We start from the raw sequence: 26,179 nt of genomic DNA, 5'->3' as shown, positions 1-26,179 counted from the left end.
CACCGATGACCGCAACCGGCCGTTCGAAACCCGGTGCCGGGCCGACCGATCGGTCACAGCGTAGGCGCGCCGGATGATCACGACTAGACTTTCCGAACAGAACGCTCCAGGAGTGCCCTCCATGACAGTCGTCGCCGAATCCGGCCGCGCCACCCTGCTCACCGCCGGCATGGTCGTAGCCGAACGCGAAGGACTACAGCGCCTTTCGATCAATGCCGTGGTCGAAGAGGCGGGCATGGCCAAGGGCACCTTCTATCGGCATTTCCCCAACCGCCACACCTACCTGGTGGCGCTGTATCGCCAGTTCTTCACGCTCATCAGCGCGCGAGTGGCGGAGGCGATCAGGGGGATGGCGCCGGGTCCGGACCGGCTCGCGGTCAGCGTCGACGCCTTCCTCGACGCCTGCCTGCACAGCTGCGGCACCGAGGCCTTCATGCTGCAAGCCCAGTCGGATCCCGGCCTGCGTACCGAGATCGCCCAGCGGCGCGAGGGTTTCCTCGCCGCCAGCCGACCCGATATGGTCGCGGTCGGCTGGTCCGATCCGGATGCCGCGTCGATGTTGAAGGTCGCGATGGTGCGCGAGATCTGCATCGCCGAACTCGACACCCGCGCCCCGCGCGCCGACCTGCGCGCCGCGGCGAAGGCGATGCTCGCCGGTCGCCCGCCGCGCTGACCCGGCGGCTACGGTGTGATGCCGTCGAACTGCATCACCCAATACGGATTGTTCGTGGTGGTGTTCCATTGCGAGACATACAGAGTGATGTCCGTGAGTGAGCTCGACCGCGGGTGGATGTAGCCGCCGTAGAGTTGCGGGAAGGTACGAACCCAGAACTGCCACCACGGTGCGGAGGCGACGATCTGCCGTTTCGGCGACGTCCAGACGCGATCGATGGCCGGTGCGGTGCGGGTCGAGATGCAGGCGCCGGCGACGTCGAAGTAGGACATCACCCACGTCCCGGCGATGTTCTTCACACTCACCTCGCCGATCGGGCCCATACCGCCGAACAGCGGCGTGGGAGTGGGATTGCCCCACTGCCAGGCCGAACCGTTGTAGCCCCAGTATTCGTAATCGGCGCGGACGGCGATCTGCTGCCACGGCACGCGCATCAGGATCGGGCCGTTGCGATTGTGGCTGCGGCCCCACTCCTTGGAGACGATGTACAGATAGCCGTCGCCGTTGTTGTTCCCGATGCCGGCGAAGGACTGCATCATGAACGGACTCCAGCCGGCGTAGCCGTCACTGCCGTCGTTGGGCCAGACGGCCGCGTAATCGGTCCAGGTCGCGCCGTCGTCGTCGGAGTAGGCCAGGCCACAGAACAGCGCGCCGTATCGATCGTCGGGGATGCTCCAGTCGTGAACACTGGTGTAGGTCAGCCACGTCCGCCCGTTCGGATCGACGAACGCGTCGTTGGGAATGCGGCTGACCTCCACCCCGTAGCCGTTGTCGGCGTTGTGGGCGTAGGTGAGCGCCTGGCGCGCCTGCGCGCCACCGGGGGTCGCGGAAAAGGTGGTGGTGGCGTCCGGGAGGTTCGAACTGAACAGCAACACCGGCGAGCCGAGCCAGGTGCCGGACCCCTGACTGTCGCCGGTGAACGTGTCGCCGAAGACGAATCCCGACGCGCGCGGCGCGAAATGATCTCGGTCGTACGGGATTCCGAGATCGGTGCCACCTACACCGAATTGCCTGGCCGTACTTCCGGCGTACCCGGTGAGCGGAGTCCCCCAGTGCGTCGCCATCGCCGGCTCATGCCGGGGCGGCGAGCACGAACCGGGTCCATGCCGCGGCTCGGTTGGCGTTCTCGGTACACACCTGCCCGGTGGTCAGGTCGATGGCATAGACACAGCCGTCGGGGACCCCGCCGTTGAAGGTGGCGAACCAGGCCGTCGGCCCGGCCTGCGGGCCGGCACAGGATGCGACGTCGGCGAAAGCCCCTTCCGGGAACGCGATCTCGGCGGCCGTGGCGGTGGTGAGGGCGGCGAGGGTGCCGCCCGCGGCGGCCGCTGTCGCCGCCGCCCGGACCTGGGGCACACAGTCGGTGATCACGAAGAAGCGGCCGTTCGTACTGGCGATTGTCGGCATGCGAATACTCCGTCGGGGGCTTTACGGATGGGGAGGCTGGAAGCCGGGGATATCGAGTTTCTGCCCGATGGCCGCGATGGCGTCGACCAGGGACCAGCCGCCCAGTTGCGGCCAGCCGGTGCCCTGCAGACCGCGCATCTGGATCCACTCGTCGCGGATGCGTCCGTCGGAGTCACGCGGCAGCGGTACCTGGGTGGGACCCGGCGGCGCCGCGAAGCCTGGCAGGCCGAGGGTCTGCCCTACGCTGGCGACACCGTCGACGAGCGTATGGCCGGCCAGTTGCGGCCAGCCGTTGCCGCCGATGCCCATGAACTGAATCCACATGTCGGTCACCGGGTCCGGTGCCACCGTGCCGACCCCGACCTGGTTGGCGAAATCCTCCGGGGAGAAGCCGTCGGCGGAGTTCATATCGCAGTTGCCGAACGGCGGTGCGCCCTCGGGCAGGCCGCCGCCGTAGCCCTGACCGTCGGTGTACTGGTGCGCGATCTGGCCGGGCAGGTTCGGATTGCTGCCGTAACCCGCGCCGATCATGTTGAGGCCGTCCGGGCGCACCGGCCACATGCTGTCGAAATCCGGGCGGTTGGCGTAGCCGATGACCCGGCGGGTCGAGCCCAGCCAATCGGCCAGCCGCCAATAGGCGCGGTTGATTCCGTCCGACTGATCCCCGCCGGGATTGCCGCCCGACTCCACATCGATCATCGCGATCATCTTCGGATGCGGGCCACCCGCCTGACCGACCATGCCCCGGTGGGTGTCGACGGTATCGAGCCAGTTCGGCCGCCAATAGAAGTAGACGATGAAGCAGGCGATGCGTCCGGAATCGGCGGCCCGGGCCGCCCAGGCATAGTTCTGATAGAAGTTGTGGTCCTGGTAGGTCCCGTCGTTGGAACGGAACGAGAAGAGCTGATACGGGTAAGAGTCGTCGACCGGCACTTGGAACTCGGACACGTCGGCGAAAAGGGAATCGACCATATTCCCCTCCAAGAGTCGACCGGTCCTCGGCAGGACCGGGTTTCGAGTGGGTGGCTATCTCATTGTCCGAGGCTACGCCTGTCCCGTCATCGATAGTGCGGTTCTCGTGACCGCGTCGTAATCGGCGGTCTCCCAACGAAACCCGTCGAAGATCGAATTACCGCCCCTCGACGCCCGGTACGAGGGCGCGCACCCGCAGCTGGTGTGCAGTCATTTGTCCGTTACCGCACGCCGTCGCCGCATGGTCGAGATACAGCGATGCGGTGTTGTCGGGCGGGTAGATTCGCAGCCCCGCCACGTCGACGGGCCCGCACTGCTCGGCCGGAATGTTGTGCACGTCGACCGCGAACACCAGCGCCGACGCCTGGCCGCCGGGCGTCAGCGAGACCGGGCCGGACGCGGTTCCCTCGCGGGCGGCCGGAGTGCCGACGGGTGCGCTGTCGGGGCCGGTGGCGTAGGAGACGCCCGGGAAACCTTCGAGGACACACGGGCCGGACCCGTTGTTGGTGAACACGATCGGAAACGCGACAGTTCCGGCAGCGGCGTTCGCGGGCCCGAGCGCGGCCGCGAGATCGGATGTCCGGCATTGTGCCGCAACGGCATTCGCGGCGCGGGTGGGCGGGGTACCATCGTCGGAAGGTACCGAACCCACGTGTAAGGACGGGGCCGCGCTCGTATTCGGAGTGTCCGGCGCCGACTGGTCCGACCCGCAGCCGGCGACGATCACAGCCACGGCCGCGGTGAGCGACCACCACGCCATCCGCCTTCTTTTCACAACACCCGACCGTACTCGGTTCGGGGCCTACCGTGGAAGATCCGTCGAAGTTCGTCGCGGGCAAGGAGAACCCGATGATCGACATCATCACGTTGCGAGGAACCGGAGAGCCCCGGAACGCGGACGGCAGCCCCGCGGGCATGCTGGCCGCGGTCACCGATCTGCTCTCGACCGACAGCTTCAGCTTCTTCGAACCCGACTGGCCCGCCTCGGTCGGGCCCGATCCGAATCTGTGGGGGCCGTCGCTGGACACCTCGGTCCGGCTGGGTATCGCCGCGGGGGTCGAGGCGATTCAGCAGTCGCCGAATGTCTGTGCGCTGCTGAGCTATTCGCTCGGCGGCATCTGCGCGAGCCGGATACTCGAAGGGGTGGCCTCGGGTGAGTACACCAACACCGACGGCAGCCCGCTCGAGATCGCCTTCGCCGTCTTCATCGCCAACCCCCTGCGTAAGGCCGGCGATTCGGTGAACAACCTGTGCCCGCCCACGACGTACGGCCTGCACGGTCAGCACGGCGCCTGGCCCGCGGCGGTCGCCACCCACGAGTACGCGAACCCGGGCGACATCATCACCGCGTCTCCGGCCGACTCGCCGCTTCGCGTCATCGACGTGGGCATCTCGCCGTTCTCGTTCGTCGAGGGCGCGCGTTTCGGCAACGCGAGCTATCTCATCTTCGCGCAGCTGCTGGAGTTCCTGATGTCGAATCCGGTGGCCAACCTGCAACGATTCGCCACCGCCGTCAACGGCGTGATCGGTTATCTCACTCCGTATCCCGACGGCCAGCACGTGCTGTATCCGGCACACGACATGCCGGGCACCGATGTGACCTGGACGACCGCGGCGGCCAACTACATCACGGAGAACTTCGCGTAGGGCCGATCACCGCGCCGGCGCGCCGGACCGGCGGGCACACGTGCGTGGATGTCGGCCGGAGGCAGGGGAACCGACCAGACGAGGCGAGCACCCCGCTCGACAGCGCAGTGCCCGCCCAGCAGCCGCGCCCGTGCGCTCGAGCCGAGCAGCGGCGGCAGGAGGATTCCGACCGGACCGGTGGCTTCGACGACCACCGTCACCGTCGTCGTGACCGACACCGTGACGACGACGGTGTCGGCGCCGGGTTGGGCGACGAGGCGCCGCACGGCCTCGTCGATCACCGCTTCGGCGTGCAGGATCAGATAATCCGGGGCCGCGCGCACCGGGCCGGTGACCGCGGTGACGATGCGGAGCAAGGTGTGACCGGCGTGGCGGCGCATCACCTCGTCGATGCGCATCAACAGTCCGGGAACGCCGGCAGCACGGGGGGCGGTGGTGACCGCTGGAGTCTCAGCCATCGATCGGCCCGACCTCTCTCGCCGAGAAAACGAACCGACCCTGCGGTCTAGAATCGGCACTCCCTACCGATCATGGCCGCAGGTCCGGACATTCGGGTACGGAACCGGCAAATTCGGTGCCGGCGCGCAGGTCACGCCACCGCGCGCAGATGCCGGGGGCGCGTGGGTTCGGCGAGCGCCTGGTCGCGCAGACCGCTGAGGACGCGGCTGAGGATCCGCGAGACCTGCATCTGCGAGATACCGTGCAGCGCAGCGATCTCGGACTGGGTCTTGTTCTCGTAGAAACGCTGGATCAAGATCTTGCGCTCCTGCTCGGGCAGCGCCTCGATCAGCGGTTTCACGGTGATGGCATCCTCGGTGAACTCGTAGCGCGGTTCGTCGACCGCCAGCCGGGCGCCCAGCGGCGTGGGGCTGTCGCTCTCGGCGGACTGGGTTTCGTCGAGCGAGTCGCACAGATAGCTGTTGGCCGCGACGGTGGCCTGCACGACCTCCTCGACCGGGACGTCGAGGGCGCGGGCGAGTTCATGGCTGCTGGGCTCGCGGCCGAGTTGCTGTGACAGCACCAGGCTGTGCTGGGAGATGCGGGCGCGCAGTTCCTTCATCCGGCGCGGCACCTTCACCGCCCACCCACTGTCGCGGAAGTAACGCCGCACCTCCCCCATGATCGTCGGCACGGCGAAGCCCAGGAACGGCGCGCCCCGGGAAACGTCGTAACGGTCCACCGACAGCACCAGTGCGAGATTGGCGACCTGTTGCAGGTCCTCCCGCGACTGGCCGCGGCCCTCGTACCGGCGGGCGATATGGGCGGCCAGCGGCATGCAGTCGGCGATGATCTGCTCCCGCAGCCGGGCCCGGCGCGGGTCGGCGGCATCGAGTTCGGCCAGCGCACGGAAGGAATCTTCGATTCCGTCATAGGAATTGCGGCCACCGTCGTCGCGAGCGGTCGCGGAACGGGGCGAGGCAGCAGTGGTATCGGTGCTCATGATCGTCTCCGCAGCTTCCGTATGAACCATGCCGCCCTGGGTATCCGCGGCTCGGACGCTCAAACAAGATTTTTCGGTCGAACCCGTCCGAACGACGGCGGCGCCATCCCCGCCGCGTGTGCTGTACTTGCCGGGTGAGCGAGTCTGGTGAGCCGGCCGACGTGGTCGACGCGGTGGTCGAAAAAACTCTCCTCGGTGGTCCCCGCCGCTACACCCGCGCTCAGGTCGCCGAGCTGTCCGGGGTCTCGGTCGACAGCGCCCGCAAACTGTGGATCGCCTTGGGCTTTCCGGCGGCGGCCAGTGACGACGAGGAGGCGTTCACCGAGGCCGACGTCGCGGCGGTACGCACCTTCTGCGCGTTGGGCCCGGCCTCGAATGTCAACGAGCAGAACCAGATTGCCGCGGCCCGTACCCTCGGGCAGTCCATGGCGCGGCTGGCCGAATGGCAGGCAGACCTGATCACCCGCGAACTCGGCGCCGGCACCGATGCCGAGGCCACCACCCACGCCATCGAGGTGCTCACCGACCTGCAGCAGTACGCCTGGCGGCGCCATCTGGCCGCGGCGCTGAGCCGGTCGCTCGAATCCGACGGCGCCGCACGGCAATTGCTCGTCGGCTTCGCCGATATGGCCGGCTACACCCGGCTCTCGCGCCACCTCGACCCCGACGAGCTGACCGATCTGCTGGAAGCGTTCGAAACCGCCACCACCGAGGCGATCACCGCCCACGGCGGCTGGGTGATCAAGAACGTCGGCGACGAGGTGATGTTCGCCGTCGACGATCCGCACCGGGGCGCGCGCATCGCGCTGGCCCTGCACGTGGCGATCGGCCGGGCGGCACAGAAGATTTCGGAGATGCCCCAGATCCGGGTGGGCCTGGCCTACGGTCCCGTGCTGACCCGCTTCGGCGATCTCTACGGCACGGTGGTCAACACCGCCGCACGGCTGACCGGTGTCGCCCGTCCCGGCACGGTGCTCGTGGACGACGGCGCGGCCGCGGCCCTGGCCGGCGACACCGAATTCTCCCTCCGTCACCTACGCAGCGTGCGCGTGAAGGGATTCTCCCGCCTGCGTTCCCATGTGCTCCGGGAGCGTCAGCGCAAACAGCGCTGACGATCATGCCGCCGCGGCTATGTCGTCGCCGCGGCCGCCGACGCGATCACATCGGCCACCACGGCCGGCTGGGAGACGAGCGCGACGTGTGACGCCTGCACCTCGCTGGTGTGCGCGCCGATCCGGCCCGCCATCCACCGTTGCGCGGCGGGCGGGATCACGGTGTCGTTCGCCGAGACCAAATACCAGCTGGGCGTGTTCGACCACGCGGGCGATCCGGACGGCTCGACATTCGCCGCCACCGCGAGCGATTTCTGGTGGGCGAGCATGGTCGCGGCCGTGGCGTCGCTGACATCGGGGGCGAACACCTGATGGAACGACGCGTCGGCGATGTAGGCGTCGAGGTTGCGGCCGAGGGCGTTGCTCGAATCGTCGACGACCTTCATCTGCAGTGCGGGCGGCAGTAGTTGGCTACCGGGGAAACGGATCGGATCGAGTGCCAGGGCCACCGGCTCGCCCTGCGCCGGCGCGAATGCCGCCACGAACACCAGCGCCTTCACGTTCGGATTGTGGATGTTCGTGATCACCGCGCCGCCGTAGGAATGGCCGACCAAGACCACCGGACCGGAGATTCCGGCGACGGTCTTCTCGACCGCCGCGGCGTCGTAGGCCGGTCCGCGCAGCGGATTCTCGGGCACCACCACCTGGTATCCCCGCCCGCGCAAATCGCCGGCGACGGCGTCCCAACTGGTGGTGTCGGCGAACGCGCCGTGAACCAGCACGATCGTCGGCATGGTCTGAGCGTTCGCGGGTCCGAGTGCCGCCACGACGAAACCGGCGATCAGCGCGAACACGATCGAAACGGCTTTCGCGAAACGGGTGATCCTCATGGCTGTCCCTTCATCGCTGCGCCGGCGGGCATGCGCGCACGGCCGGCAACCAATGGGCAAAGGCGACCTGGCAGCGACGATAGCGCTCTCGGGAGTAGACCGGCAGCCGATCCGGAAGATCCGTTCACCCGGCCCGGAAGCGGAGTCGACGGGAAACAGCAGGGCTTGTTTGGCCGCGGTACGACCGGGTATCTCGGGCGTCGGCGCCGGGAAGCCGGTGACCGACCACCAGTTTTCCCCACCGCGACCGGAATGAGTTTGCGCATGACCGTGACCTGGACACCCGCCGTTGTTCCCGCCGAGCACCGGGCCCACCCGGATCCGCACCTCATGCCGGTCGACGACAAGCTGCCGGGCTGGCAGCGGGGGCAGGTCACGTGGTTCAACGCCGAGAAGGGGTTCGGCTACCTCACCAGCGCCTCCGGTGACGCGGTCTTCGTCGACTACCGCACGATCGACATGCCCGGCTACAAAACTCTCAGCCCCGGGCAGACGGTGGTCTTCACCGTGACCCACACCAGCGGTGGGCCCGAGGCCACACAGGTCCTCCCGTACCCGCACGCCGGCGACGAATCCTGACTGCGGAGGCGAATACCTCGGCCGTGACGGGGTACCGGCCAGATGTCGGCTGCCGCCGATCCGACCCGACCGTCACGACGAAAGCAGAGATGTGAAAGCCGAACGCCTGGTCCAGGAATCGTTCGAGCTGGTCGCCCGCGTCCGGCGCGCCCGCGTCTTCCATCCGCGCGGCCTCTGGTTCAGCGGGCGCCTGCACTCCGCGCCGGCCTTCGAGAGGTATTTCGGGGACGGAGAACGCGACGTCGAGGTTCGCCTGTCCAAGGCCCTCGGCATGCCGGGACGACTGCCCGACGCCGTGGGAATCGGACTGCGCGTGCAGACCCCCGGCGGGCGCTGGGACCTCGCGCTGGCATCGACACCCACCGGCACGCTGACCCGATTTTTCGCGATACCTGTCCCGTCGTGGCGCCACGCGACCTACGGGACGCTTATGGCCTATCGGTTCGACGGCGGCGCACCCCAGTGGATATTCGCCCGGCCGGACGCCGATCAACCTGCGGACGCCTCCCTGGCGACGCTGCGCGAATACACGACCACTCACGGCCTCGGTTTCACACTGACCGCCGGGCGACTGCACGGACCCGAGGAACCGTTCGCGAATCTGCGGCTCACCGCCGAAACCGTCGCCCCACCGCCCGAGGACGCCGTCGACCCGACCCTGCACCACCCGCCCGGCGTCGCGCTGGCCCCGGGGTTCGTCACTCGCATCCGGCGCAGCGCCTACCGGGGCAGCCGCGAAGGACGCGGCGCCGAGCGACCGTAGCAGCCGGTCGAAACCACTGCGGCGCTGAGGATTTGGGCGCTGAGGATTTGCGGCACTGAGAATATACGGCGCTGAGGATTTCGCCCTTCCGTCAGGCGGCGGGCCGGGGCGGGTCGGCCGACAGGCCCATGATGTCGTTCCACCACGAATCGAGGGGGCTGGGGTCCGGCCAGCTCACCGCGGCCGGTTGTTCGGCCGGCATCGAGGCCACGGCTTCATCGTCGACGAATACGGAATCTCTGTTACTCGGCATGCGGCTCACTCCTCGTTCCCCCAAGATCACTGCTGACTACCGAAAACCCCGATCCCGGCCTGCCAAACCACTCTTTCGTCACACGCCCCGGACCGTAGGGTTGCCGACACAGGCCAGTGAACTCTTCTCCGCCCAGCAAGGAGTGGAATTGCCGATTTTCACCTTCCGCCGTGTCCTCACCGCCGCCGCGATTTCGGGCGCCGGACTCGCCGCACTGGCACCGAGCGCGGCCGCCCAACCCACTATCTACCACCCGGTGATCACACCGTGCAGCCAGCAGTTCCGTACCCCGCTGGAACCACCGCGACCGGGCACCGAGGTGTATTGGAGTCCGTTCGACACCGCCGGCATCGTGTGCTACGACGACGGCACCGGCATTCAGCGCTACTACCAGCGTGATCCCGCCGGCAGCTGGCACGACATCAACGAACTGCTGCCGGGCCAGCACTTCTATGTGATCTTCACGTCCACCGTGCCGGACCGGGCCACCTGGGGCTGAGCGAACCGGACCGCTGCCACGCCGGCGGCCCCGAACCCTCCCGGATACGCGAAAACCCGGGTTGCACCCCGGGTTTTCGTGAGCGGAGCGGAGTTCAGCGGGTGGCGATGATCGCCGAACCGTGGCCGAACAAGCCCTGGTTCACGGCGATACCGGCGCGGGCGTTCTCCACTTGACGACCGTCGGCCCGGCCGCGCAACTGCCAGGTGAGTTCGCAGATCTGAGCGATCGCCTGCGCCGGGATGGCCTCACCGAAGCAGGCCAGGCCACCGCTGGGGTTGACCGGCACGCGACCGCCCAAAGTGGTTGCGCCGCTGCGCAACAGCTCCTCGGCACCGCCGATCTCACACAGCCCGATGTCTTCGTACCAGTCCAGTTCCAGCGCGGTGGACAGGTCGTAGACCTCCGCGAAGGACAGGTCGGCGGGGCCGAGCCCGGCCTCCTCGTAGGCGGCGTCCGCGATCGCGGACCGGAACGAACGCGAGGGCGTATCGAAGGCCACCGCCGAGTCGGTCGCGAAATCCGGCAGATCGAGCACGGTCTTCGGGAAGGTGGGCGTGACCGTCGACAGCGCCCGGATGCGGACCGGGTCCGCGATACCGTGGCGGCGGGCGTAGTCCATCGACGTCAGCACCAGCGCGGCGCCGCCGTCGCTGGTCGCGCAGATGTCGAGCAGCCGCAACGGATCCGACACGATCGCCGACGCCGCGACCTCCTCGGCCGCGACCTCCTTGCGGTAGCGGGCATAGGGGTTGTTCAGGCCGTGCTTGGCGTTCTTGACCTTGACGGCGGCGAAATCGTCGAGCGTGGCCCCGTGCAGCGCCATCCGCCGGCGCGCGTACAGCGCGAAGTAGATGGGGTTGGTGGCGCCGAGCAGGTGGAAGCGCAACCAGTCCGGATCGTCGCGGCGTTCACCGCCGACCGGCTGGAAGAAACCCTTCGGCGCGGCATCGGCACCGACCACGAGCGCCACATCGGTCAACCCGGCCAGAATCTGGGCCCGCGCGTTGGCGATGGCCTGGGCGCCGGAGGCACAGGCGGCGTAGCTGCTCGAGATGCGGGCGCCGGACCAGCCGAGCGCCTGGGCGAACGTCGCACCCGACACGAATCCCGGGTAGCCGTTGCGGATCGTGTCCGCGCCGGCGATGTAGCCGACGTCGCGGTGGTCCACGCCGGCATCGGCCAGCGCCGCCCGCGCGGCCACCAGGCCGTATTCGACGAAGTTGCGTCCCCATTTGCCCCACTGGTGCATGCCCGCACCGAGGACGGCGATATCGCGATCGTTGTCAGGCATCGACCGGCCTCCACATCCACACCGTGTGTTCCGCTTCCTCGTCCTCGTACAGCACGCCCAGGGCCAGTTCGACCGGCATGCCGACGGCCAGGTCGTCCACGGTGAGGCCGCGCACGACCTGCCCGAGAATCACCATCTGCTCTTCCTCGAGCTCCACCGCTGCGACGACGTAGGGCTCGAACGGATCCGGCGAGACATAGGGCGCGGGCGGTTTGTAGCGGGCGTCCGCGTACGACCAGATCCGGCCTCGCGTGGAGAACAGGTACTCGACCAGCTCGGATCCGTCCTTGGGACTCGCACACTGCGGGTTGCGGCAGGCCAGGGTGTTCCGAGGGAAATACGGTGTGCCGCACACATCGCAGCGACTTCCCTGGAGACGTACCGTGCCGTCGTCCGCAGTGAACCAACCTTCCACGGCGGGGCGTTGTTCTTTCTGCACAGCGCCGACGATATAGGAACACGTTCTACTTTGGCGAGGAATTCCGCTCCGCCGATGCGCCCCCGCGGGTACGGTGAGACCTCGTCGAGGACGGTCCCCACCCGCGAGCCGATCGGGAGTACGCAACGCGATGGGCGTGAAAATCATTGACCCGCAGTCGATTCGCAACGTCACGATCGTGGGCGAGCCCGAAGAGACGACGGCGCTCATCCGCCGGCTGCGTCGCCGGCCCACCGCATCCGGGTCCCGCTCAGCGGTCACCGTCGAGTGGGTGACCGACCGCGCCGAGCACACGGTTCGCATCACCGAACTGTCGAGCCACGCGCCCATCGCGGAACTCGAACGGGCCATCCGGACGGCCGACGGAGTGGTCGTGCCGATGAACGCGGCCGCGACGAGCGCTCCGCGACTCGAGGCGATACTGCGGGTGGCCGACGACCACCAGGTCGCACGCCTGTGCCTGGTGCGCGGACTCGACCAGCACGCCGCGGACTTCGGTCACTGCGTGCGCACGGTCGCCGCCACCCGCGGAGCGGTGCCGGTGACGCTGCAGATGCCGCTCGGCATCGGCGCCGAATTCGAAGGCGTCATCGATCTGGTACCGATGTGGGAACTCGAACCGATGGCCGCCGAATTCTTCGGCAGTCACTGGCCGGTGGCCGTACAGCGGTATCACGAACTCGTGGACACGGTGCTGGCGCAGGACACCGCGCGGCCCCGCCTGCCGGGCACGGGGAAGATGCCACCGCGACAGTTGCACGACCGGATCCGCCACCTCACCCGGATCGGCGATGTCGTACCCGTCCTGTGCGATGCGTCGCCGCACACCGACGACATCACCGCACTGCTGGACGCGATGGTCCGGTACCTGCCGTCGCCGATGCATGTCTGCCAGCCGGAGCATGCCCTCGACCAGTGAACGACCCGGCGCTACCCACACACGCGGGGGATTCGGCTCACCGGTAGCGAGCCGAATCCGTCACGTTCACCAACCGGAGCCGGAGCCACCCGAACCGGTGTTGGAGAGAATGGTGCCGATCACCATCTGCAGGATGCCAGCGACTGAGCCAAGAAATTCCACGGTGTCCTCCGACTTACTCATCGCCGAGTGTCCGGCGTAGCCGTGAACCTAGCTCAGCAATCTTATGAAAGAAGGACGTTTCAGAAAATTCGCCGCACTCGACCGAGTCGGCGCACGCCTCGCTTCCCACGTGAGGACACCTGGGACCGACACTCTACCGGTCGGGAAAGTCTCATCCGAAACGATCACTGCCGGCCCGCGACCTTGCGGCAATCGGCGTTTACCACCTTCGGTCCCGGGTAGCTCGCCAGCGAAGCGACCGGCGAGGAGGACCGGATGAACGTCACCGATGCGGTCAAGGATCGACTGGGCACGGTGGTTACGAAAGTGGTGGGCGCGGCCTCCGGGTACGGCCATCCGCAGTCGGTGACGATCGCCCGCCCGCGCGAGGATGTGCAGCGGCTCTGGCGCGATCCCCACCGGTTGTCCCGGGTGTTCGGGGATGTAGCCTCGGTGAGCAGCGAGGACGGTCACCGGTTCGAGTGGCGGCTGGGTTCGCACGGCAACGAAACCGACACGTGGACAACCACACTGACCGAAGGTCCCGGAACACTGCGGTTCACCGGCACCGAGGCCGCCGGCGCCGCCCTGCAACTGAACTTCCGCGACGCGCCCCGCGGGCTGGGCACCGAAGTGACCTTGTCGGTGCTGGCGCCGATCGCCGATGTCCTCACCGATACCGCCGCATTCGCGGTCCTCTACCGTGCGCGGGCGCTGCTGCAGACCGGCGAGATACCGACCCTCGCCGGTAATCCGAGCGCGCGTGCCTCCTCGGACGAATAGGAACGATTCATGCGCGCACTGTGCTGGAACGGGGTCAACGATCTCGCCGTCGAAACCGTGCCCGACCCCTCGGTGGTCAACCCGCACGACGCGATCGTCGCGGTCCATCTGAGCACCACGTGTGGTTCGGATCTGCATTTCATCGACGGCTACCTGCCCGGGATGCAGCACGGCGACGTCTTCGGACACGAATTCGTCGGCGAAGTCGTCGATGTCGGGCCGGAGGTGAACCACCGTACGGTGGGTGAGCGCGTCGTCGTCCCCTCGTTCATCGGCTGCGGCTCCTGCTGGTTCTGCGAACACGAACTGTGGGCGGCATGCGACACCACCAACCCGAACGCACACCTGCAGCGCCCCGCGCTCGGCTATCCGACCGCCGGCATCTACGGCTACACCCATCCCTTCGGCGGATATCAGGGTTCGCACGCCCAATACGTGCGGGTGCCCTTCGCCGACGTCAACTGCTTCCCCGTCCCCGGGGAGATCACCGACGAACAGGCCCTGTTCGTCTCCGACGCCGTGCCGACCGGTCTGATGGGCGCCGAATTCTGTGACATCTCTCCCGGCGATACGGTCGCGATCTGGGGCAGCGGCGGGGTCGGCCTGATGGCCGGGCACTCGGCGCGGCTGCTCGGCGCGGATCGCGTGATCGTCATCGACCGCTATCGGGAACGATTGGCACTGGCGCGCAAGCATTTCGACGCCGAAACCATCGACTACACCGCGGTGGACAGCGTGCAGAACACCATCGCCGAGATGACCGGCGGCCGCGGCCCGGACGCGTGCGTCGACGCGGTCGGCATGGAAGGGCACGGCACCGGACTGCAGAACGCCTACGACCGCGCCAAACAACTTCTGCGTCTCGAAACCGACCGCGCGACACCTCTGCGCGAGGCGCTGCTGGCGTGCCGCAAGGGCGGTGTGGTGTCGGTGCTCGGCGTCTACGGCCTGACCGACAAATTCCCGATGGGCATCGTCACGAACAAAAGCCTCACGATCCGCAGCGCGCAACAGCACGGCCAGCGCTACGTGCGGCGCATCTTCGACTACATCCAGCAGGGCGACCTCGACCCGTCCTACCTGATCACCCACGACCTGCCCCTCGAGGACTCCGTACGCGGATACGACATGTTCAAGAACAAACGGGAAGGCTGCGTGCGCGCGATCTTCCGCCCGTGACCCGAGCCGCGGTCCTCACCCTGCTCAACGACGCTCTCGCGAACTCGATTAGCATTTTCGCCGCGTCACATACGAGCTGAGTGGAGGGTGGGTTTTCATGGCCAAGAAGGTCATCGTCGAGCTGGTGGACGACTACGACGGCAAGTCCGATGCCGACCAGACGGTGCACTTCGGCATCGACGGAGTCGAATACGAAATCGACCTGTCGACCAAGAACGCCGAGAAGCTGCGCAAGATCTTCGAGCAGTGGACCGAGCCCGCCCGCAAGGTCGGCCGAAACCGCAAGGGCGCCGTCAAATCCGGTACCGCCCGCACGACACCGGACCGGGAGCAGACGGCCGCCATCCGGGAGTGGGCGCGCAACAACGGCTACGAGATCTCCAGCCGCGGCCGCATCCACAAGGACATCGTCGAGGCGTACAACAAAGCCGGCTAGACCCCGGTCCGCCCGGTCACGAACCCGCCAACGTCACGGCGCGCGCCATGAGCGCGTCCGCGACGGCGCGGGGACGACGGCCCAGACCGCATGCGCAGGCGACGCCGTCGACGCGGCGGCCGAGCGCATTCTCGATGGTGTGCAGCGTCTTTCGCTGCTCGTCCGCGGTGGGTACGTCGTGGACGACGCCCGCGTAGAAGCGGGTGCCCGCGGGCAGGGACAGATCGGCGAGGGGCGCGTAGAACCGGGCCCCGGCCGCCGGCGGTCGGTCGCCCGCGGCGAACGGGACATGAACGTATTCCAGGGTGCGTCCGGAAGGCCAGTGCCGCGCAACGGAATTGGCCAGGTCGACGAAGGGCCGTGCGGTGCGCAGCGGCGCACCCTTGTTGTGCAGGCTGCCCAGGCACAGGTGCACGCCGATGCGGGTGCCCTGCGGTGCCGCGGCGGCGAGTGCCGCGATGCCGCGGCCCGAGCCCAGCACGCGTTCCACCATGCGATGCGCGGGCTGAGTCAGCGCCATCGCCACCAGCTCCGCGGTCGCCTCCAGCTGGATCACGACATCGTCGCCGCCCATCCGCGCGATGGTGGCGATCTCGCGTGCCGTGGCTTCCGTGAACGGCGCGCGCCCGGATCGAATCCCTTTGGGCCCCAAGGCGACGAACGCCAGGGTGAGGTCGGTCGGCATGCCGATCTGCAACGCGAGTTCGGGCCGGCCGAGGTCGGCGCGCACGGCGGAGAAGATCGGCAGCGCCTCGGCGGCTTCCCCGGCATATCCGAGGTCCATCCCGGCCCCGGTCGGCGTGCGGCCCGGCGGCAGGCGGTACCGAGGTCGATCGCGCCGAGTCCGCCACTCCCCCGCCCGGGCGACCTCGAGCGCGCCCTGAGCGACCAGGTCTTCCAGGATCGGCCGGACGTAGTATTCGTAGCGGCGGGTCTCGCCGGTGGGCAGGGTGTGTAACAGCGGACCGGCACTGTCGGCCATCGCCCGCATCGCCTCATCCGTAGTCGTGGCGGGGAAGCTACCCACGAAATGCACGCTCCGCGAACGCATTACCACATCGTACAAGTCGCGGGGCACATGTTCTGCCGAACGCGGAACCGGGCCGAGACGCTCGCCGGTGCTGCCGGGCGCGCCGCAGGAGCCGGCCTGCGCCGGTCCGCGCGGACCGGCGCACATCGGGTGTTTGCACACAATTTACGGGCCCGAATTCTCCGCGAAGCCCAGCCGGCCACGATCGGCCCTAGACTCGCAGCCACGTTTCGGATATCGAGACGACTCGTCGTTCGACCAGTGCCGCGCGAACTCCGTCTGCGCGCCTCACCGAGGCGCCACCCCGCTGTCCGGGCTCGATTCGGTGCACCTGTGCTGCCGCTGAACCTTCCCGGACCGTCTCCCGGGAGGTAACGATGACCGGCTCATCCAGCACTGTCTCGCACGCACGGGAGACCCACGCGCGAGAGACCACCGTCCACCTGCGCACCCCCGGCGAGTCGTTGACCAGCGGTGTGCAGCGCGCGGCCGCGCCGGCGTCCACGACGATCCCGGCCGCGGCGGAAATCGGACCACCGCGGCAGTTGAGCGCCCTGGATCTGCATCTGCTGGACAGCGAAACCGCAGCGGCGCCCATGCATATCGGCGCCGTGATGCTGCTCGATTCGGGCCGCGGGCCGCGTGGCCCGCTGGATGCCGGCACACTGCGGCGGCTGTTCGCCGCCCGGCTGCACCTCGTGGCGCCGCTGCGCCGCCGGGTACGCACCGTGCCGCTGGGCCTCGACGAGCCGTACTGGGAAGATTGCGCCGCCGTCGATCTCGGTTTCCACGTGCGGCACGTGCGATTGCCCGACGGTGCGACCGACGCCGACCTCGCCGACTACGTCGCCCGCCGCCACGCCCAGCCCCTCGACCGATCCCGTCCGCTGTGGGAATGCCATCTCGTCTCCGGACTCTCGGGCGGCCGTCAGGCGGTCTACACGAAGGTGCACCACGCGGTGATCGACGGCGTGTCCGCGGCGGAGATCATGGGCGCGATCCTCGACATCTCCGAAACCCCCACGGCCACACCGCTACCCGAGGCCGGTATGCGCCGCGATCGCACGCCCTCGATCGTCGAGATGCTGGCCCGCAGCGCTCCCAAGGCGGTGACCCGCCAGTCGGCCCGCACGCGCGCGGCCCTCGACGCGGTGCCGACGCTGTTGCGCACCCGGGACGCATTCCGCGCCAAGCACGACGATGTCCCGTTCAATCAGCCGCTCACCACGACCCGCAGCGTCGCCTACACCTCACTGCCCCTCGCGGCGGTCAAGGCGATCAAGAAATCGATCGACGGCACCGTCAACGATGTCGTGATGGCTCTGTGCACCTCGGCGTTGCGCAACTGGATGCTCGACCGCGAACTTCCCATCGACCGGCCCCTGCTGGCCGCGATCCCGGTCTCGGTGCGCACACCCGAGCAGTTCGGCAGTGCGGGAAATCAGTTCTCGCTCATGCTGTCCCAACTGCCGATCGGGGAGAACGATCCACACGCCCGGCTGAAACTGCTGCACAACAATCTGCTCGTGGCCAAGGACCGGTTCGGCAAACAGCCACCGACCCTGCTGCACGAACTGACCACAATGCTCACACCGGCCCTGCACGGGCTGCCGACGCGTGCGCTGCTGCGCGCCGCGGCCCCCACCCTTCCCCTGGTCAACCTGATCGTCTCGAACGTCCCTGGACCACAGCTCCCGCTGTATCTCGACGGAATCCGCGTACTGGCCAGCTATCCGGTCTCGGTGCTCACCGAGTTGTCCGGCAGCCTGAACATCACGGTGATGTCCTACGACGGTCACCTCGACTTCGGCATCGTCGCCTGCCCGGAAGCCGTTCCCGACGTCTGGGACATCACCACCCACCTCGCCGATGCGCTGTCGGAGTTGCAGCGGAGCTCGTGACGCGACGCGCGACTTTGGTAATATGACTCTCCAATAACGAGAACGTCATATACGCACGAGGGGTCCGATGGTCGACGATCCGCACGCCGGGGCGGGCCCGGGCGGGCCACCGTGGAGCCAGGCCGAGCTGTCGCGCCTCATGGACGTACGCCCTTGTGGCGCAGGACATTACGTAGCGCCCGCGCACGGTCCGACGGTCCGCAACGTCGTCGAGGCCGGTCAGATGCTCGGCGACGCGATCGTGGCGGCCGCCAAGGAGGTGCCACGACAGCGGGTGGTGTCGGCGTCGATGATCTTCTCGCGGGTCGCCGCCCACGACGCGCCGCTGGACGTCGAGGTCGAGGTCCTGCACTCGGGTCGCACCTACAGCACGGCGCAGGTCCGGGTGCGCCAGGACGACACACTGCGGTGTGCGGGCACGGTGCTCCTCGACGCCGGCGCGCCCGACCTGATCCGTTCGGCCGCGCCGATGCCGGTCGTCGATCCACCGGACGAGTCGACGCCGCTGGATATTCCGGGAACGGAGGTCGACGGCCGCGACATGCGTGTGGTCGGCGGCGCGTACAGTCCCGATCCCGGACATGTGGGTCCGCCGGAACTGTTCGTGTGGACGCGGTACCGCGACGCGCCGGATGCCTGCTACCTGCACGCGGCGCTGCTGGCGCAGTCGTGCGCGCACTGGACGGTGGCCGCGGCGCTGCGGCCGCATCCCGACTACGGTGAATCGATGGCACATTCCGCGATCTCGACCGGAATCACCATGGCCACCATCGCCTTTCACGACGAACCGGATGTGACGCAGTGGCTGCTGTACGGCACCCGCGTCGTCTACGCCGGACGCGGCCACGCCCAGAGCGAAGGACGGGTACACGCCGCCGACGGACGATTGACGGCCACCTACAGCGTGCACGCGATGGTGCGTGCGTTCCGGCCGGCCGATACCGCTGTCCGCACCCGGGCCGGCACCGTACTCTGACCATCCGTATTCCGGGGCAACACGTTCGGAGGAACACATGCAAGCGTCCGGCTTCGCCGAGTGGCCCGACTATCGCATCGACGTGCGGCGCATTCGCAATCTGGTCCGCGTCTCGCACGACGACCGGCACCTGGCCGAGACCACCGCGAGTCTGCTCGTGGCCGAACAGGATCACGGGATCGTGTTCTACATTCCGGTCGCCGATGTGCGCTTCGACCTGCTCACCCTGGACGAACAGCTCACCTCGCGCTGCCCCTTCAAGGGCCGGGCCCGGTATTGGCGCCCGCACGACAGCGCGGAGCCGATCGCGTGGGAGTACACCGATCCCTATCCGGAGGTGGCGTTGATCCGCGACCACATCGGCTTCTATCAGGATCGGGTCCGTCTCGAGGTCGGCGTGGCGACCCCGGCCGTGTCGGGTGTGCGGCAGCGGGCGGAGGCCGGAAGCACACCGCGCGCCGCCGAATAGTCCTCAGCACCCCCCGTCGGCGGAGAAGGGATGGCGCAGCTGCGCCGGATAGGCGGTGGGATAGTCCGGTTTCGCTGCCATGCCGAGTTCGGCGGAGGTGAATCGGCGCGCGGGATCGAAGGAGTAGGTCCGGTAGAGGTGGTCCCAGATCAGCGTGAACAGCCCGAAGTTCACATCGCCGGCACCGGCCCATTTGAGGTGGTGGAAACGGTGCCCCGCGTTGAGGGCGAGCACGTGTTTCGCCGGGCCGACGCGGTAGTCGGCATTGGAATGCTGGAGCAGCAGTTGCACGGCGACCGCCACGGCCAGCGCGCCGGCGACATGGACCGGCAGGCCGGCCAGGATCAGGGGCGCCACCCCCGCGGCCGTTTCGATCGCCTGGTGCACAGGGTGTTTCATCAGACCGTTGAGTCCGTAGAACCGGGTGACGCTGTGGTGCACGGCATGGAATCGCCACAGCACGCCGATCTTGTGGCTGGCCAGATGTACGGTCGTGATCCCGAAATCGGCGACCACGATCGCCACGAGAGCCTGGGCCAGGAACGGCCAGTGTCGCGGCCAGAGATCCGGGGCCGGAGCCACGGCCGCCACCAGCGGAATCACCGCCACACCGGCCAGAGTCATGGTTTCGTTCACCACGGCATGGATGCGGTCGCGGCGAGTGTCGTCGTGGTCGGTATTCCACGACCGCTCGTACGGAATGACCCGCTCGGTGAGGAACGACGACGCCACGGCGATCATCAGCAGCGGTAGCAGCCACACCTCCGCAGCGCCGGCGGCCGACAGGGCGATCGCGGCGCCGTCGATGCCGAGCAGCATGAACGGCACATAGCAGTAGCGCAGAACACATTGCGGGACAGACTGTTTCGTCTTCTTCGCCGTGGTGGTATCGGTCACCGTTCCAGCCTCGCGCAACTGCCGCCGGGGCGATTGAACGATTCGGCTAGGTCGCGGAATCGATGTCCACGCGGACGTTGCGGCTCAGCGCGGACGGCGGCAGGCCGAAGGTGGCACGGCAGGTTCGGGACAGGTGCGCACTGTCGGCGAATCCCGCCGCATGCGCCGCGGCGGTCACATCGTCACCGGCCGCGGTCCGCGCGACGGCGGTCATGACGCGCAGCCACAACACGTACCGGCGCAGCGGCAACCCGACCTGTTCGGTGAACACGTGGGTCAGCCGGCTCGTCGACATCCCCAGCCGCCCGGCCACGGTGCCGGTGCGCACCGGGCCCGCCGCGATCAGCTCGGGGAGCAGTTCCAGCGCGGCGCTCACACCCGGATGGCGCGGCGGTGGTGCGGCCCCGGCGCCCACCGACCGGGTCAGCGCCGACACCGCGGCGCGCAGGTCGCGGACGGCCGGATCGAGGCCGGCCAGGAGCTCGGCGCCCGCCCAGTCCGCGCCGAGACGGTGCTCCACCGCACTACCCAGCGCGGATTCCGGATCGACGAACAGCGCGACCGCAGCACGGGCGCCCGTCATGATCGCGTGCCCGGTATCGGAGGGAATCCCCAGCCGAGTTCCGGTGTGCACGCGCCCGTCGTCGCCGACCACTCGCAGATCCCTCGCCGCGACCATCAGCTGTACCGCATGGTGAGCGTGCCGTTCGGTCGGCCCGATCGCGCCCGCGTACGCCAGCACGCCCGGCAGCAGCAGCGCCGCGCCCGACCATCGCCCAGCATCCGGAACATCCGTTACCGCAACGACTTTCGAGCGATCGACCGCCGCGCCGGCACCCTCGCACCCTGTCTCGCGCAGGAACGGGCCTTCGGCGTCGGAGAAGTCACTCGGCATGTATCGAACCATCGGACGGGAAGCGGGAACCCGCCTATCCTGCCATCCGCCGACCGCACGCGGCAGCGGCTCTCCGCACCGCCTCGGACTCAGGCGATGACCTCCTGGAGTTTGCCGGTGCCGACGTCGAAGACGAAGCCGCGCAGCGAGGTCGTCTTCGTCACGAACGGGCTGGCCTCGATTCGCCGAATCGACTGGCGCACATCCACATCCAGATCGTCGAAAGCCTCGGTAGCCCATTCGGGTTCGATGCCCACCTCGTCCTGAATTCCGCGTTTGAACTCGTCGTCGGTGAAGGTCAGCATGCCGCAGTCGGTGTGATGGATCAGGATGATCTCGGTGGTGCCCAGCAACCGCTGACTGATTGCCAGCGAACGGATCTCGTCGTCGGTCACCACCCCGCCCGCATTGCGGATGACGTGCGCCTCCCCCTCCTCGAGGCCGAGAACGCGGTAGACGTCCAGCCGCGCGTCCATGCACGCCACGACGGCGACGTGCTTGCTCGGCGGCAGCGGAAGCGGTCCGCTGAACTGTGCTGCGTATTCGGCGTTGTTGGCCAGAAGCTCGTCGGTCACGGTCATGATCGCGCCCTTCGTCGGGGTAGCTGCGGACATTCACATGTACGCATGGATCGTGACTCCCGCCTGCCGCGAACACCAGGTATTCGCTCAGCGTGAAGTCAACGGTTGCCGATCGGGTGACACGACCGCCGCGCGTCGGCCGGGCGCGGATTCACGGACGCATCGCCTTCGCCGCGTGCGCGATGCGCGATTCCGGGTGGGCGCGACGAGTGCGCACGCTGTTGACCAGCGCGAGTATTGCGCCCAGGCCGACCAGGACCAACCCGCGCGCCCAGATGTCGGCATCGATGCGGGTGAACAGATAGAGGCAGGAGGCCAGTGCCAGCCACGGAACGAGCGTCGGGACGCGGAAGTGGTCGGTGTCGACGGGATGGCGGCGCTCGAGCAGAACCGAACAGTTCACCGCCGCGAAGACGACGAGCAGAAGCAGAACCAGAGTTTCGGCCAGCACGGCGACCTCGCCGGTGAGCGCGAGGGCGACGGATACGCCCGAGGTCGCCACCACCGCGACCCACGGAGTGCGGCGGCCGGGAAGCAGGCGGGTCAGCACCGCCGGCAGCAGTCCGTCGCGTGCCATGCCGTAGGCCAGCCGCGAGGCCATGATGCCGGTCAGCAATGCGCCGTTGGCGACGGCGACCAGGGCGATCACACTGAACAACCGGTCGGGCACCCCGCCGGCCCGGCGCACCACCTCGAGCAGCGGACCGCTCGACCGTGCCAGTTCGCCGGTGGGCACGGCGGCACTGGCGACCACACCCACCAGCACGTACACCACTCCGGCGGTGAGCAGCGCGCCGAACAGCGCGAACGGGTACGAGCGACGCGGATCGCGCACCTCCTCCGCCAGATTCACCGAGGTCTCGAAACCGACGAAGGAGTAGAAGGCCAGCACCGTCCCCGCGAGCACTGCCGGAACCGGACCGTGTTCCGCGGTGCCGATCTCGGTGAGCCTGCCGGGATCGGCGTCACCGCGAACCAGGATCCACGCACCCAACCCGATGATCAGCACCAGCCCACTGAGCTCGATCAGGCTCGCCGCCACATTGGCGCGCAGCGATTCCTTGATCCCCCGAATGTTGAGCAACGCCAGCGCGACCAGGAAGACCACGATGACCAGCGCGGTCGGTGCGGACACAAGCGCTTGGAGATAGTCACCGGCGAATGCCCGCGCCAGCGCCCCCACCGACACCACACCCGCGGCGAGCATGCAGAAGCCGACCAGCGAACCGGCGGCGGGTCCCAGTGCGCGGGTCGCGTAGTGCGCCGAACCACCGGCCCGCGGGTACTTCGTCGCCAGCTCGGCATACGACGCCGCGGTGAGTGTGGCCAGTCCGAGGGCGACGGCCAGCGGTAACCAGACCGCACCGCCCGACGCCTGCGCCACGGAACCGATCAGCACGTACACGCCGGCCCCGAGCACGTCGCCCAGGATGAAGAAGTACAGCAGAGGCGTACTGACGGCGCGCTTCAACGAACGGGGCATATCGGCCACGTACCCGCCCGGCGCGCATCGAACCGAAAATGCCGGTGACCGCGCGCCGACATGCGGGTCGCCGGACGGCCGCGTTCGCAGCCCTATCCGTCGCCGCGGCGGTCCGAGTCCTCGTCGCCCGGTACCCGTACCGTCCTGCGAGCGCACTCTTTTTCGACCCAGCGGCAGATGATGTCCACGACGTATTCACGCTCGGGCGTGGTCAGTTCGCGGCCCTTGCCGATGCCGTGCGTTCGCTGCAGACAGCTGCGACAGCAGGTGCCGGTGGCGTGCTGAGCGCGAAAGACCGGATGACCGCCCCAGGGAGTCTGCTTCCCGTCCTTCGCGGGATGAGCCGGCGCGAGCCGCTTGCCGATGAGATCGGCCGCGTGCTCGCGCACCACCGTCATGCCACGCAGCGCGACGAACTCCATCTCGGGTTCACGCAGGTGGAACTTCGCCCGGAACGGCTGCCGCGCGATGGCAGCGAGGCGAGCGTCGAGAGTTGCGTGGTCCAGCCGCACCACACCAGCCTAGAACGACCGGCCGACACGACCGTTCGCCCGGACGAGCGGCTACGACAGCTCCGCATCCGGCCACGGTCCGGCATCGGGAGGCTCAGATGTGGATGTATCCGCCGGTGAGCATGCCGTCGTCGAGGCGGGGGGCGATGGACTCTCCCCCGAGTGCCGTGCGCAACTCGATCCGCTCGTCCCGGACGACGTGCATGACGGCATTGATCAACGCCAGGTGCGTGAACGCCTGGGGGTAATTGCCCCAGTGCCGTCCGGTCACGGGATCGATCTCCTCGGCGTAGAGGCCCAGCGGGCTGGCATAGCCGAGCAGCTTCTCACACAACTGTTTGGCACGGTGCTTCTCGCCGATTTCCGACAGCGCCGACACCAGCCAGAACGAGCAGATCGTGAAAGTGCCTTCGGCTCCGGAGAATCCGTCGTCGGTTTCGTCGGTGCGGTAGCGCAGGACGAGGCCGTCGCTGGTGAGTTCGTCGGCGATGGCGAGCACCGTCTTGCGGACGCGTTCGTCGTCTGGAGGCAGGAACCGGACCAGCGGGATGAGCAGGGTCGAGGCGTCCAGTGCCGTGCTGCCGTAGTACTGGGTGAACACACCCCGCGAGTCGACGGCATTGGCGCAGACGTCGGTGCGGATCTCGTCTGCCGAACGCTGCCAGCGGGCGGCACGTTCGAAATCCTGATGGATACGGGCCAGGCGCGCGCCGCGGTCCGCGGCGACCCAGCACATGACCTTGCTGGAGGTGAAGTGCTGCGGCTTCCCGCGGACCTCCCAGATACCGTGGTCGGGTTCGCGCCACACCGCGAGCGCGCTCTTGACCGCCCAGCGCAGCAGCGGCCAGGTGCGCGCGTCGATCTGATCCTGATGGCGGGCGTAGAGATAGACCGAATCCAGCGCCGCACCCCAGACATCGTGCTGGCGTTGCCGATACGCGTCGTTGCCGACCCGCACGGGGCCGGCGTTCTCGTACCCCCGCAGGTTGTCCAGGGTGCGTTCCCGCAGATCGGTTTCACCGCCGATGCCGTAGACGATCTGCATGTCCTCGGCGTTCTCGGCCAGATTGATGATGTGGGAGAAGTAGTCGTTGGCCTCCCAGTTGAAGCCCAGGGTGTACAGACCCCACAGCGCGAAGGCCGAGTCCCGGATCCAGGTGTAGCGGTAGTCCCAATTGCGTTCTCCGCCAGGTGTTTCCGGCAGCGATGTGGTCGGCGCGGCGACGATGGCGCCGGTCGGGGCGAAGGTCAGGCCCTTGAGCGTCAGGGCGCTGCGCGTGAGCTGGGCGCTCCAGGGGTGGTCCGGGAACCGGCCGCCGGCCAGCCAGTGCCGCCAGTGATGCACGGTTCCGATCAGCCGTTCGCGAGCCTCGTCGACGGTTTCGGGAGCCGCCCGGCTCCCCCACGACAGCGCACAGTAGCGGGTGTCGCCGCTCTTGAGCAGGGTGCGGGCCACCGCCCGCGAGCCCTCGATTCCGAGGCGCAGATCCGTGGTGAGCCGCAACGGCAGATCGACACCGTCGGCGTCGGCCTGGGCCAGGTGGTAACTGTCGAGGTATTCCCATGTGGCCCGGGCGCGCCCGTATTCGTAGGCGGGCTGGCAGTCGAGCACGAACTGGATCTGCCCCGTCTCGCAGTGCACGATGCGCAGCAGGATGTGTTCGGCGTCGTAGTCGGTGGGTGCGCGCCGGTGCGCGCTGCGGCCGGGTTGCTGGTGCCGCCACGGGCCGACCAGCAGAACGTCGCGCACGGTTGCCCATCCTTCGCCACTGCGCCAGCTCGTCTCCATGACCATCGTCCCGGGGATGTACCGGCGATCGGCCGGGGTCGCGATGTCGTCAGGAGCGAAGCGGAACGACCCGGCGGAACGATCGAGGATCGCACCGAAGACGCTCGGAGAATCCATGCGGGGCAGACACATCCATTCGATGGCGCCGCTGGGCGCGATGAGGGCTGTGACCTCGGAATCGGAGATGAACGCGTAGTCGTCGATGCGCGGGAAGGCGGTGACCCGGGGCGTGTGTTCCGGATGGTCGTTCATGCGGTG

The 26,179-nt window shown here is 68.2% G+C and carries 29 protein-coding genes and 1 pseudogene; 13 read left to right on the top strand and 17 right to left on the bottom strand.

What is annotated here, in order from left to right; genetic code table 11:
* Positions 1-121 precede the first annotated feature (121 nt).
* The gene (locus A5780_RS21220; protein WP_030518493.1) at positions 122-673 is read left to right on the top strand and encodes a TetR/AcrR family transcriptional regulator; all 552 of its coding nucleotides are present in this window, start codon (positions 122-124) and stop codon (positions 671-673) included.
* 8 nt (positions 674-681) lie between these two features.
* Here the strand turns inward: A5780_RS21220 and A5780_RS21215 are convergent, their stop codons facing one another.
* The 4 genes and pseudogenes from A5780_RS21215 to A5780_RS21200 all read right to left on the bottom strand — a co-directional run bounded on the left by A5780_RS21215 (position 682) and on the right by A5780_RS21200 (position 3,812).
* Positions 682-1,737, bottom strand: coding sequence for a DUF4185 domain-containing protein (locus A5780_RS21215; RefSeq protein ID WP_063014034.1), 1,056 nt, complete (start codon positions 1,735-1,737; stop codon positions 682-684).
* A gap of 7 nt (positions 1,738-1,744) precedes the next feature.
* Positions 1,745-2,080 carry a PQQ-binding-like beta-propeller repeat protein gene (locus tag A5780_RS21210; protein WP_064909385.1) on the bottom strand — a complete coding sequence of 112 codons (336 nt, stop codon included), beginning with the start codon at positions 2,078-2,080 and terminating at the stop codon, positions 1,745-1,747.
* 240 nt (positions 2,081-2,320) lie between these two features.
* Positions 2,321-3,052: pseudogene (locus A5780_RS42025) on the bottom strand (hypothetical protein); the annotation flags it as partial.
* Between the two features lie 157 nt (positions 3,053-3,209).
* On the bottom strand, positions 3,210-3,812 hold the full coding sequence (locus tag A5780_RS21200; protein ID WP_064909384.1) for a DUF4232 domain-containing protein: 603 nt from the start codon (positions 3,810-3,812) through the stop codon (positions 3,210-3,212).
* Positions 3,813-3,901: 89 nt separating this feature from the next.
* Between A5780_RS21200 and A5780_RS21195 the strand changes: the two genes are divergently transcribed.
* The gene (locus A5780_RS21195; protein WP_063014173.1) at positions 3,902-4,699 is read left to right on the top strand and encodes a hypothetical protein; all 798 of its coding nucleotides are present in this window, start codon (positions 3,902-3,904) and stop codon (positions 4,697-4,699) included.
* On the opposite strand, the gene A5780_RS21190 is transcribed toward A5780_RS21195, so the two are convergent.
* Both A5780_RS21190 and A5780_RS21185 read right to left on the bottom strand, forming a co-directional pair.
* Positions 4,675-5,157 carry a hypothetical protein gene (locus A5780_RS21190; protein WP_064909383.1) on the bottom strand — a complete coding sequence of 161 codons (483 nt, stop codon included), beginning with the start codon at positions 5,155-5,157 and terminating at the stop codon, positions 4,675-4,677. The genes A5780_RS21195 and A5780_RS21190 overlap by 25 nt on opposite strands.
* A gap of 131 nt (positions 5,158-5,288) precedes the next feature.
* Positions 5,289-6,140, bottom strand: coding sequence for a SigB/SigF/SigG family RNA polymerase sigma factor (locus A5780_RS21185; RefSeq protein ID WP_063014175.1), 852 nt, complete (start codon positions 6,138-6,140; stop codon positions 5,289-5,291).
* A gap of 134 nt (positions 6,141-6,274) precedes the next feature.
* Between A5780_RS21185 and A5780_RS21180 the strand changes: the two genes are divergently transcribed.
* Positions 6,275-7,252: an adenylate/guanylate cyclase domain-containing protein gene (locus tag A5780_RS21180; RefSeq protein WP_063014042.1), complete on the top strand. Its 978-nt coding sequence runs from the start codon at positions 6,275-6,277 to the stop codon at positions 7,250-7,252.
* A gap of 17 nt (positions 7,253-7,269) precedes the next feature.
* On the opposite strand, the gene A5780_RS21175 is transcribed toward A5780_RS21180, so the two are convergent.
* Positions 7,270-8,082, bottom strand: a complete 813-nt coding sequence (locus A5780_RS21175; protein WP_030518502.1) for an alpha/beta hydrolase — start codon at positions 8,080-8,082, stop codon at positions 7,270-7,272.
* Between the two features lie 264 nt (positions 8,083-8,346).
* On the opposite strand from A5780_RS21175, the gene A5780_RS21170 reads away from it, so the two are divergent.
* The gene (locus tag A5780_RS21170) at positions 8,347-8,661 is read left to right on the top strand and encodes a cold shock domain-containing protein (protein ID WP_227463011.1); all 315 of its coding nucleotides are present in this window, start codon (positions 8,347-8,349) and stop codon (positions 8,659-8,661) included.
* 91 nt (positions 8,662-8,752) lie between these two features.
* Positions 8,753-9,424, top strand: a complete 672-nt coding sequence (locus tag A5780_RS21165; protein WP_156769589.1) for a phosphodiesterase — start codon at positions 8,753-8,755, stop codon at positions 9,422-9,424.
* A gap of 91 nt (positions 9,425-9,515) precedes the next feature.
* Here the strand turns inward: A5780_RS21165 and A5780_RS40115 are convergent, their stop codons facing one another.
* Positions 9,516-9,677 (bottom strand): hypothetical protein, encoded by a 162-nt coding sequence (locus A5780_RS40115; protein WP_156747632.1) that lies wholly within the window; start codon positions 9,675-9,677, stop codon positions 9,516-9,518.
* A gap of 148 nt (positions 9,678-9,825) precedes the next feature.
* On the opposite strand from A5780_RS40115, the gene A5780_RS21160 reads away from it, so the two are divergent.
* A complete protein-coding gene (locus tag A5780_RS21160; RefSeq protein ID WP_231983036.1) occupies positions 9,826-10,176 on the top strand; it encodes a hypothetical protein in 351 nt (116 codons plus the stop codon).
* A 94-nt stretch (positions 10,177-10,270) separates the two neighbouring features.
* On the opposite strand, the gene A5780_RS21155 is transcribed toward A5780_RS21160, so the two are convergent.
* Positions 10,271-11,470 (bottom strand): lipid-transfer protein, encoded by a 1,200-nt coding sequence (locus A5780_RS21155; RefSeq protein ID WP_063014046.1) that lies wholly within the window; start codon positions 11,468-11,470, stop codon positions 10,271-10,273.
* Positions 11,463-11,885 carry a Zn-ribbon domain-containing OB-fold protein gene (locus A5780_RS21150; RefSeq protein WP_063014048.1) on the bottom strand — a complete coding sequence of 141 codons (423 nt, stop codon included), beginning with the start codon at positions 11,883-11,885 and terminating at the stop codon, positions 11,463-11,465. Before A5780_RS21150 ends, A5780_RS21155 begins: the two co-directional genes overlap by 8 nt.
* Positions 11,886-12,039: 154 nt before the next feature.
* On the opposite strand from A5780_RS21150, the gene A5780_RS21145 reads away from it, so the two are divergent.
* The 4 genes from A5780_RS21145 (at position 12,040) to A5780_RS21130 (ending at position 15,388) form a co-directional block, all read left to right on the top strand.
* Positions 12,040-12,828: a hypothetical protein gene (locus A5780_RS21145; RefSeq protein WP_064909382.1), complete on the top strand. Its 789-nt coding sequence runs from the start codon at positions 12,040-12,042 to the stop codon at positions 12,826-12,828.
* A 438-nt stretch (positions 12,829-13,266) separates the two neighbouring features.
* Positions 13,267-13,773, top strand: coding sequence for a hypothetical protein (locus tag A5780_RS21140; protein ID WP_063014052.1), 507 nt, complete (start codon positions 13,267-13,269; stop codon positions 13,771-13,773).
* Between the two features lie 9 nt (positions 13,774-13,782).
* Positions 13,783-14,952, top strand: a complete 1,170-nt coding sequence (locus A5780_RS21135; protein WP_064905105.1) for a zinc-dependent alcohol dehydrogenase — start codon at positions 13,783-13,785, stop codon at positions 14,950-14,952.
* A 97-nt stretch (positions 14,953-15,049) separates the two neighbouring features.
* Complete coding sequence (locus A5780_RS21130) at positions 15,050-15,388, top strand: Lsr2 family protein (RefSeq protein ID WP_063014056.1); 339 nt, start codon at positions 15,050-15,052, stop codon at positions 15,386-15,388.
* 16 nt (positions 15,389-15,404) lie between these two features.
* On the opposite strand, the gene A5780_RS21125 is transcribed toward A5780_RS21130, so the two are convergent.
* Positions 15,405-16,439: a hypothetical protein gene (locus A5780_RS21125; RefSeq protein ID WP_064909406.1), complete on the bottom strand. Its 1,035-nt coding sequence runs from the start codon at positions 16,437-16,439 to the stop codon at positions 15,405-15,407.
* Between the two features lie 356 nt (positions 16,440-16,795).
* Between A5780_RS21125 and A5780_RS21120 the strand changes: the two genes are divergently transcribed.
* The 3 genes from A5780_RS21120 (at position 16,796) to A5780_RS21110 (ending at position 19,764) form a co-directional block, all read left to right on the top strand.
* The gene (locus A5780_RS21120; RefSeq protein ID WP_082976621.1) at positions 16,796-18,319 is read left to right on the top strand and encodes a wax ester/triacylglycerol synthase family O-acyltransferase; all 1,524 of its coding nucleotides are present in this window, start codon (positions 16,796-16,798) and stop codon (positions 18,317-18,319) included.
* A gap of 67 nt (positions 18,320-18,386) precedes the next feature.
* Entirely contained in the window at positions 18,387-19,295 is a 909-nt protein-coding gene (locus A5780_RS21115) for an acyl-CoA thioesterase II (RefSeq protein WP_082976620.1), read from the top strand.
* A gap of 37 nt (positions 19,296-19,332) precedes the next feature.
* A complete protein-coding gene (locus A5780_RS21110; protein ID WP_064905100.1) occupies positions 19,333-19,764 on the top strand; it encodes a DUF427 domain-containing protein in 432 nt (143 codons plus the stop codon).
* A 3-nt stretch (positions 19,765-19,767) separates the two neighbouring features.
* Here the strand turns inward: A5780_RS21110 and A5780_RS21105 are convergent, their stop codons facing one another.
* The 6 genes from A5780_RS21105 to A5780_RS21080 all read right to left on the bottom strand — a co-directional run bounded on the left by A5780_RS21105 (position 19,768) and on the right by A5780_RS21080 (position 26,173).
* The gene (locus A5780_RS21105; RefSeq protein WP_064905098.1) at positions 19,768-20,661 is read right to left on the bottom strand and encodes a sterol desaturase family protein; all 894 of its coding nucleotides are present in this window, start codon (positions 20,659-20,661) and stop codon (positions 19,768-19,770) included.
* A gap of 46 nt (positions 20,662-20,707) precedes the next feature.
* Positions 20,708-21,556, bottom strand: a complete 849-nt coding sequence (locus A5780_RS21100; protein WP_082940997.1) for an AraC family transcriptional regulator — start codon at positions 21,554-21,556, stop codon at positions 20,708-20,710.
* Between the two features lie 89 nt (positions 21,557-21,645).
* Complete coding sequence (locus A5780_RS21095) at positions 21,646-22,137, bottom strand: carbonic anhydrase (RefSeq protein WP_064905096.1); 492 nt, start codon at positions 22,135-22,137, stop codon at positions 21,646-21,648.
* Between the two features lie 151 nt (positions 22,138-22,288).
* On the bottom strand, positions 22,289-23,620 hold the full coding sequence (locus tag A5780_RS21090) for an APC family permease (protein WP_063014182.1): 1,332 nt from the start codon (positions 23,618-23,620) through the stop codon (positions 22,289-22,291).
* Positions 23,621-23,712: 92 nt separating this feature from the next.
* The gene (locus A5780_RS21085; RefSeq protein ID WP_227463013.1) at positions 23,713-24,132 is read right to left on the bottom strand and encodes a DUF4186 domain-containing protein; all 420 of its coding nucleotides are present in this window, start codon (positions 24,130-24,132) and stop codon (positions 23,713-23,715) included.
* A gap of 94 nt (positions 24,133-24,226) precedes the next feature.
* A complete protein-coding gene (locus tag A5780_RS21080) occupies positions 24,227-26,173 on the bottom strand; it encodes a glycoside hydrolase family 15 protein (RefSeq protein ID WP_063910767.1) in 1,947 nt (648 codons plus the stop codon).
* Positions 26,174-26,179: the final 6 nt, after the last annotated feature.

The organism is Nocardia sp. 852002-20019_SCH5090214, assembly GCF_001665865.1.
Taxonomy (GTDB): Bacteria; Actinomycetota; Actinomycetes; order Mycobacteriales; family Mycobacteriaceae; genus Nocardia; species Nocardia nova.
This window is presented reverse-complemented; position numbering and strand designations above follow the sequence as displayed.

Excerpts from the sequence above, each read along its gene's own strand:
- A5780_RS21145 (WP_064909382.1), top strand. The coding sequence starts at position 12,040 with ATGGGCGTGAAAATCATTGACCCGCAGTCGATTCGCAACGTCACGATC.
- A5780_RS21095 (WP_064905096.1), bottom strand. The coding sequence starts at position 22,137 with ATGACCGTGACCGACGAGCTTCTGGCCAACAACGCCGAATACGCAGCA.
- A5780_RS21100 (WP_082940997.1), bottom strand. The coding sequence starts at position 21,556 with ATGCCGAGTGACTTCTCCGACGCCGAAGGCCCGTTCCTGCGCGAGACA.
- A5780_RS21215 (WP_063014034.1), bottom strand. The coding sequence starts at position 1,737 with ATGGCGACGCACTGGGGGACTCCGCTCACCGGGTACGCCGGAAGTACG.
- A5780_RS21110 (WP_064905100.1), top strand. The coding sequence starts at position 19,333 with ATGCAAGCGTCCGGCTTCGCCGAGTGGCCCGACTATCGCATCGACGTG.
- A5780_RS21115 (WP_082976620.1), top strand. The coding sequence starts at position 18,387 with ATGGTCGACGATCCGCACGCCGGGGCGGGCCCGGGCGGGCCACCGTGG.
- A5780_RS21170 (WP_227463011.1), top strand. The coding sequence starts at position 8,347 with ATGACCGTGACCTGGACACCCGCCGTTGTTCCCGCCGAGCACCGGGCC.
- A5780_RS21090 (WP_063014182.1), bottom strand. The coding sequence starts at position 23,620 with ATGCCCCGTTCGTTGAAGCGCGCCGTCAGTACGCCTCTGCTGTACTTC.
- A5780_RS21190 (WP_064909383.1), bottom strand. The coding sequence starts at position 5,157 with ATGGCTGAGACTCCAGCGGTCACCACCGCCCCCCGTGCTGCCGGCGTT.
- A5780_RS21125 (WP_064909406.1), bottom strand. The coding sequence starts at position 16,439 with ATGCGTTCGCGGAGCGTGCATTTCGTGGGTAGCTTCCCCGCCACGACT.
- A5780_RS40115 (WP_156747632.1), bottom strand. The coding sequence starts at position 9,677 with ATGCCGAGTAACAGAGATTCCGTATTCGTCGACGATGAAGCCGTGGCC.
- A5780_RS21175 (WP_030518502.1), bottom strand. The coding sequence starts at position 8,082 with ATGAGGATCACCCGTTTCGCGAAAGCCGTTTCGATCGTGTTCGCGCTG.
- A5780_RS21210 (WP_064909385.1), bottom strand. The coding sequence starts at position 2,080 with ATGCCGACAATCGCCAGTACGAACGGCCGCTTCTTCGTGATCACCGAC.
- A5780_RS21195 (WP_063014173.1), top strand. The coding sequence starts at position 3,902 with ATGATCGACATCATCACGTTGCGAGGAACCGGAGAGCCCCGGAACGCG.
- A5780_RS21200 (WP_064909384.1), bottom strand. The coding sequence starts at position 3,812 with ATGGCGTGGTGGTCGCTCACCGCGGCCGTGGCTGTGATCGTCGCCGGC.
- A5780_RS21130 (WP_063014056.1), top strand. The coding sequence starts at position 15,050 with ATGGCCAAGAAGGTCATCGTCGAGCTGGTGGACGACTACGACGGCAAG.
- A5780_RS21220 (WP_030518493.1), top strand. The coding sequence starts at position 122 with ATGACAGTCGTCGCCGAATCCGGCCGCGCCACCCTGCTCACCGCCGGC.
- A5780_RS21140 (WP_063014052.1), top strand. The coding sequence starts at position 13,267 with ATGAACGTCACCGATGCGGTCAAGGATCGACTGGGCACGGTGGTTACG.
- A5780_RS21155 (WP_063014046.1), bottom strand. The coding sequence starts at position 11,470 with ATGCCTGACAACGATCGCGATATCGCCGTCCTCGGTGCGGGCATGCAC.
- A5780_RS21120 (WP_082976621.1), top strand. The coding sequence starts at position 16,796 with ATGACCGGCTCATCCAGCACTGTCTCGCACGCACGGGAGACCCACGCG.
- A5780_RS21080 (WP_063910767.1), bottom strand. The coding sequence starts at position 26,173 with ATGAACGACCATCCGGAACACACGCCCCGGGTCACCGCCTTCCCGCGC.
- A5780_RS21185 (WP_063014175.1), bottom strand. The coding sequence starts at position 6,140 with ATGAGCACCGATACCACTGCTGCCTCGCCCCGTTCCGCGACCGCTCGC.
- A5780_RS21135 (WP_064905105.1), top strand. The coding sequence starts at position 13,783 with ATGCGCGCACTGTGCTGGAACGGGGTCAACGATCTCGCCGTCGAAACC.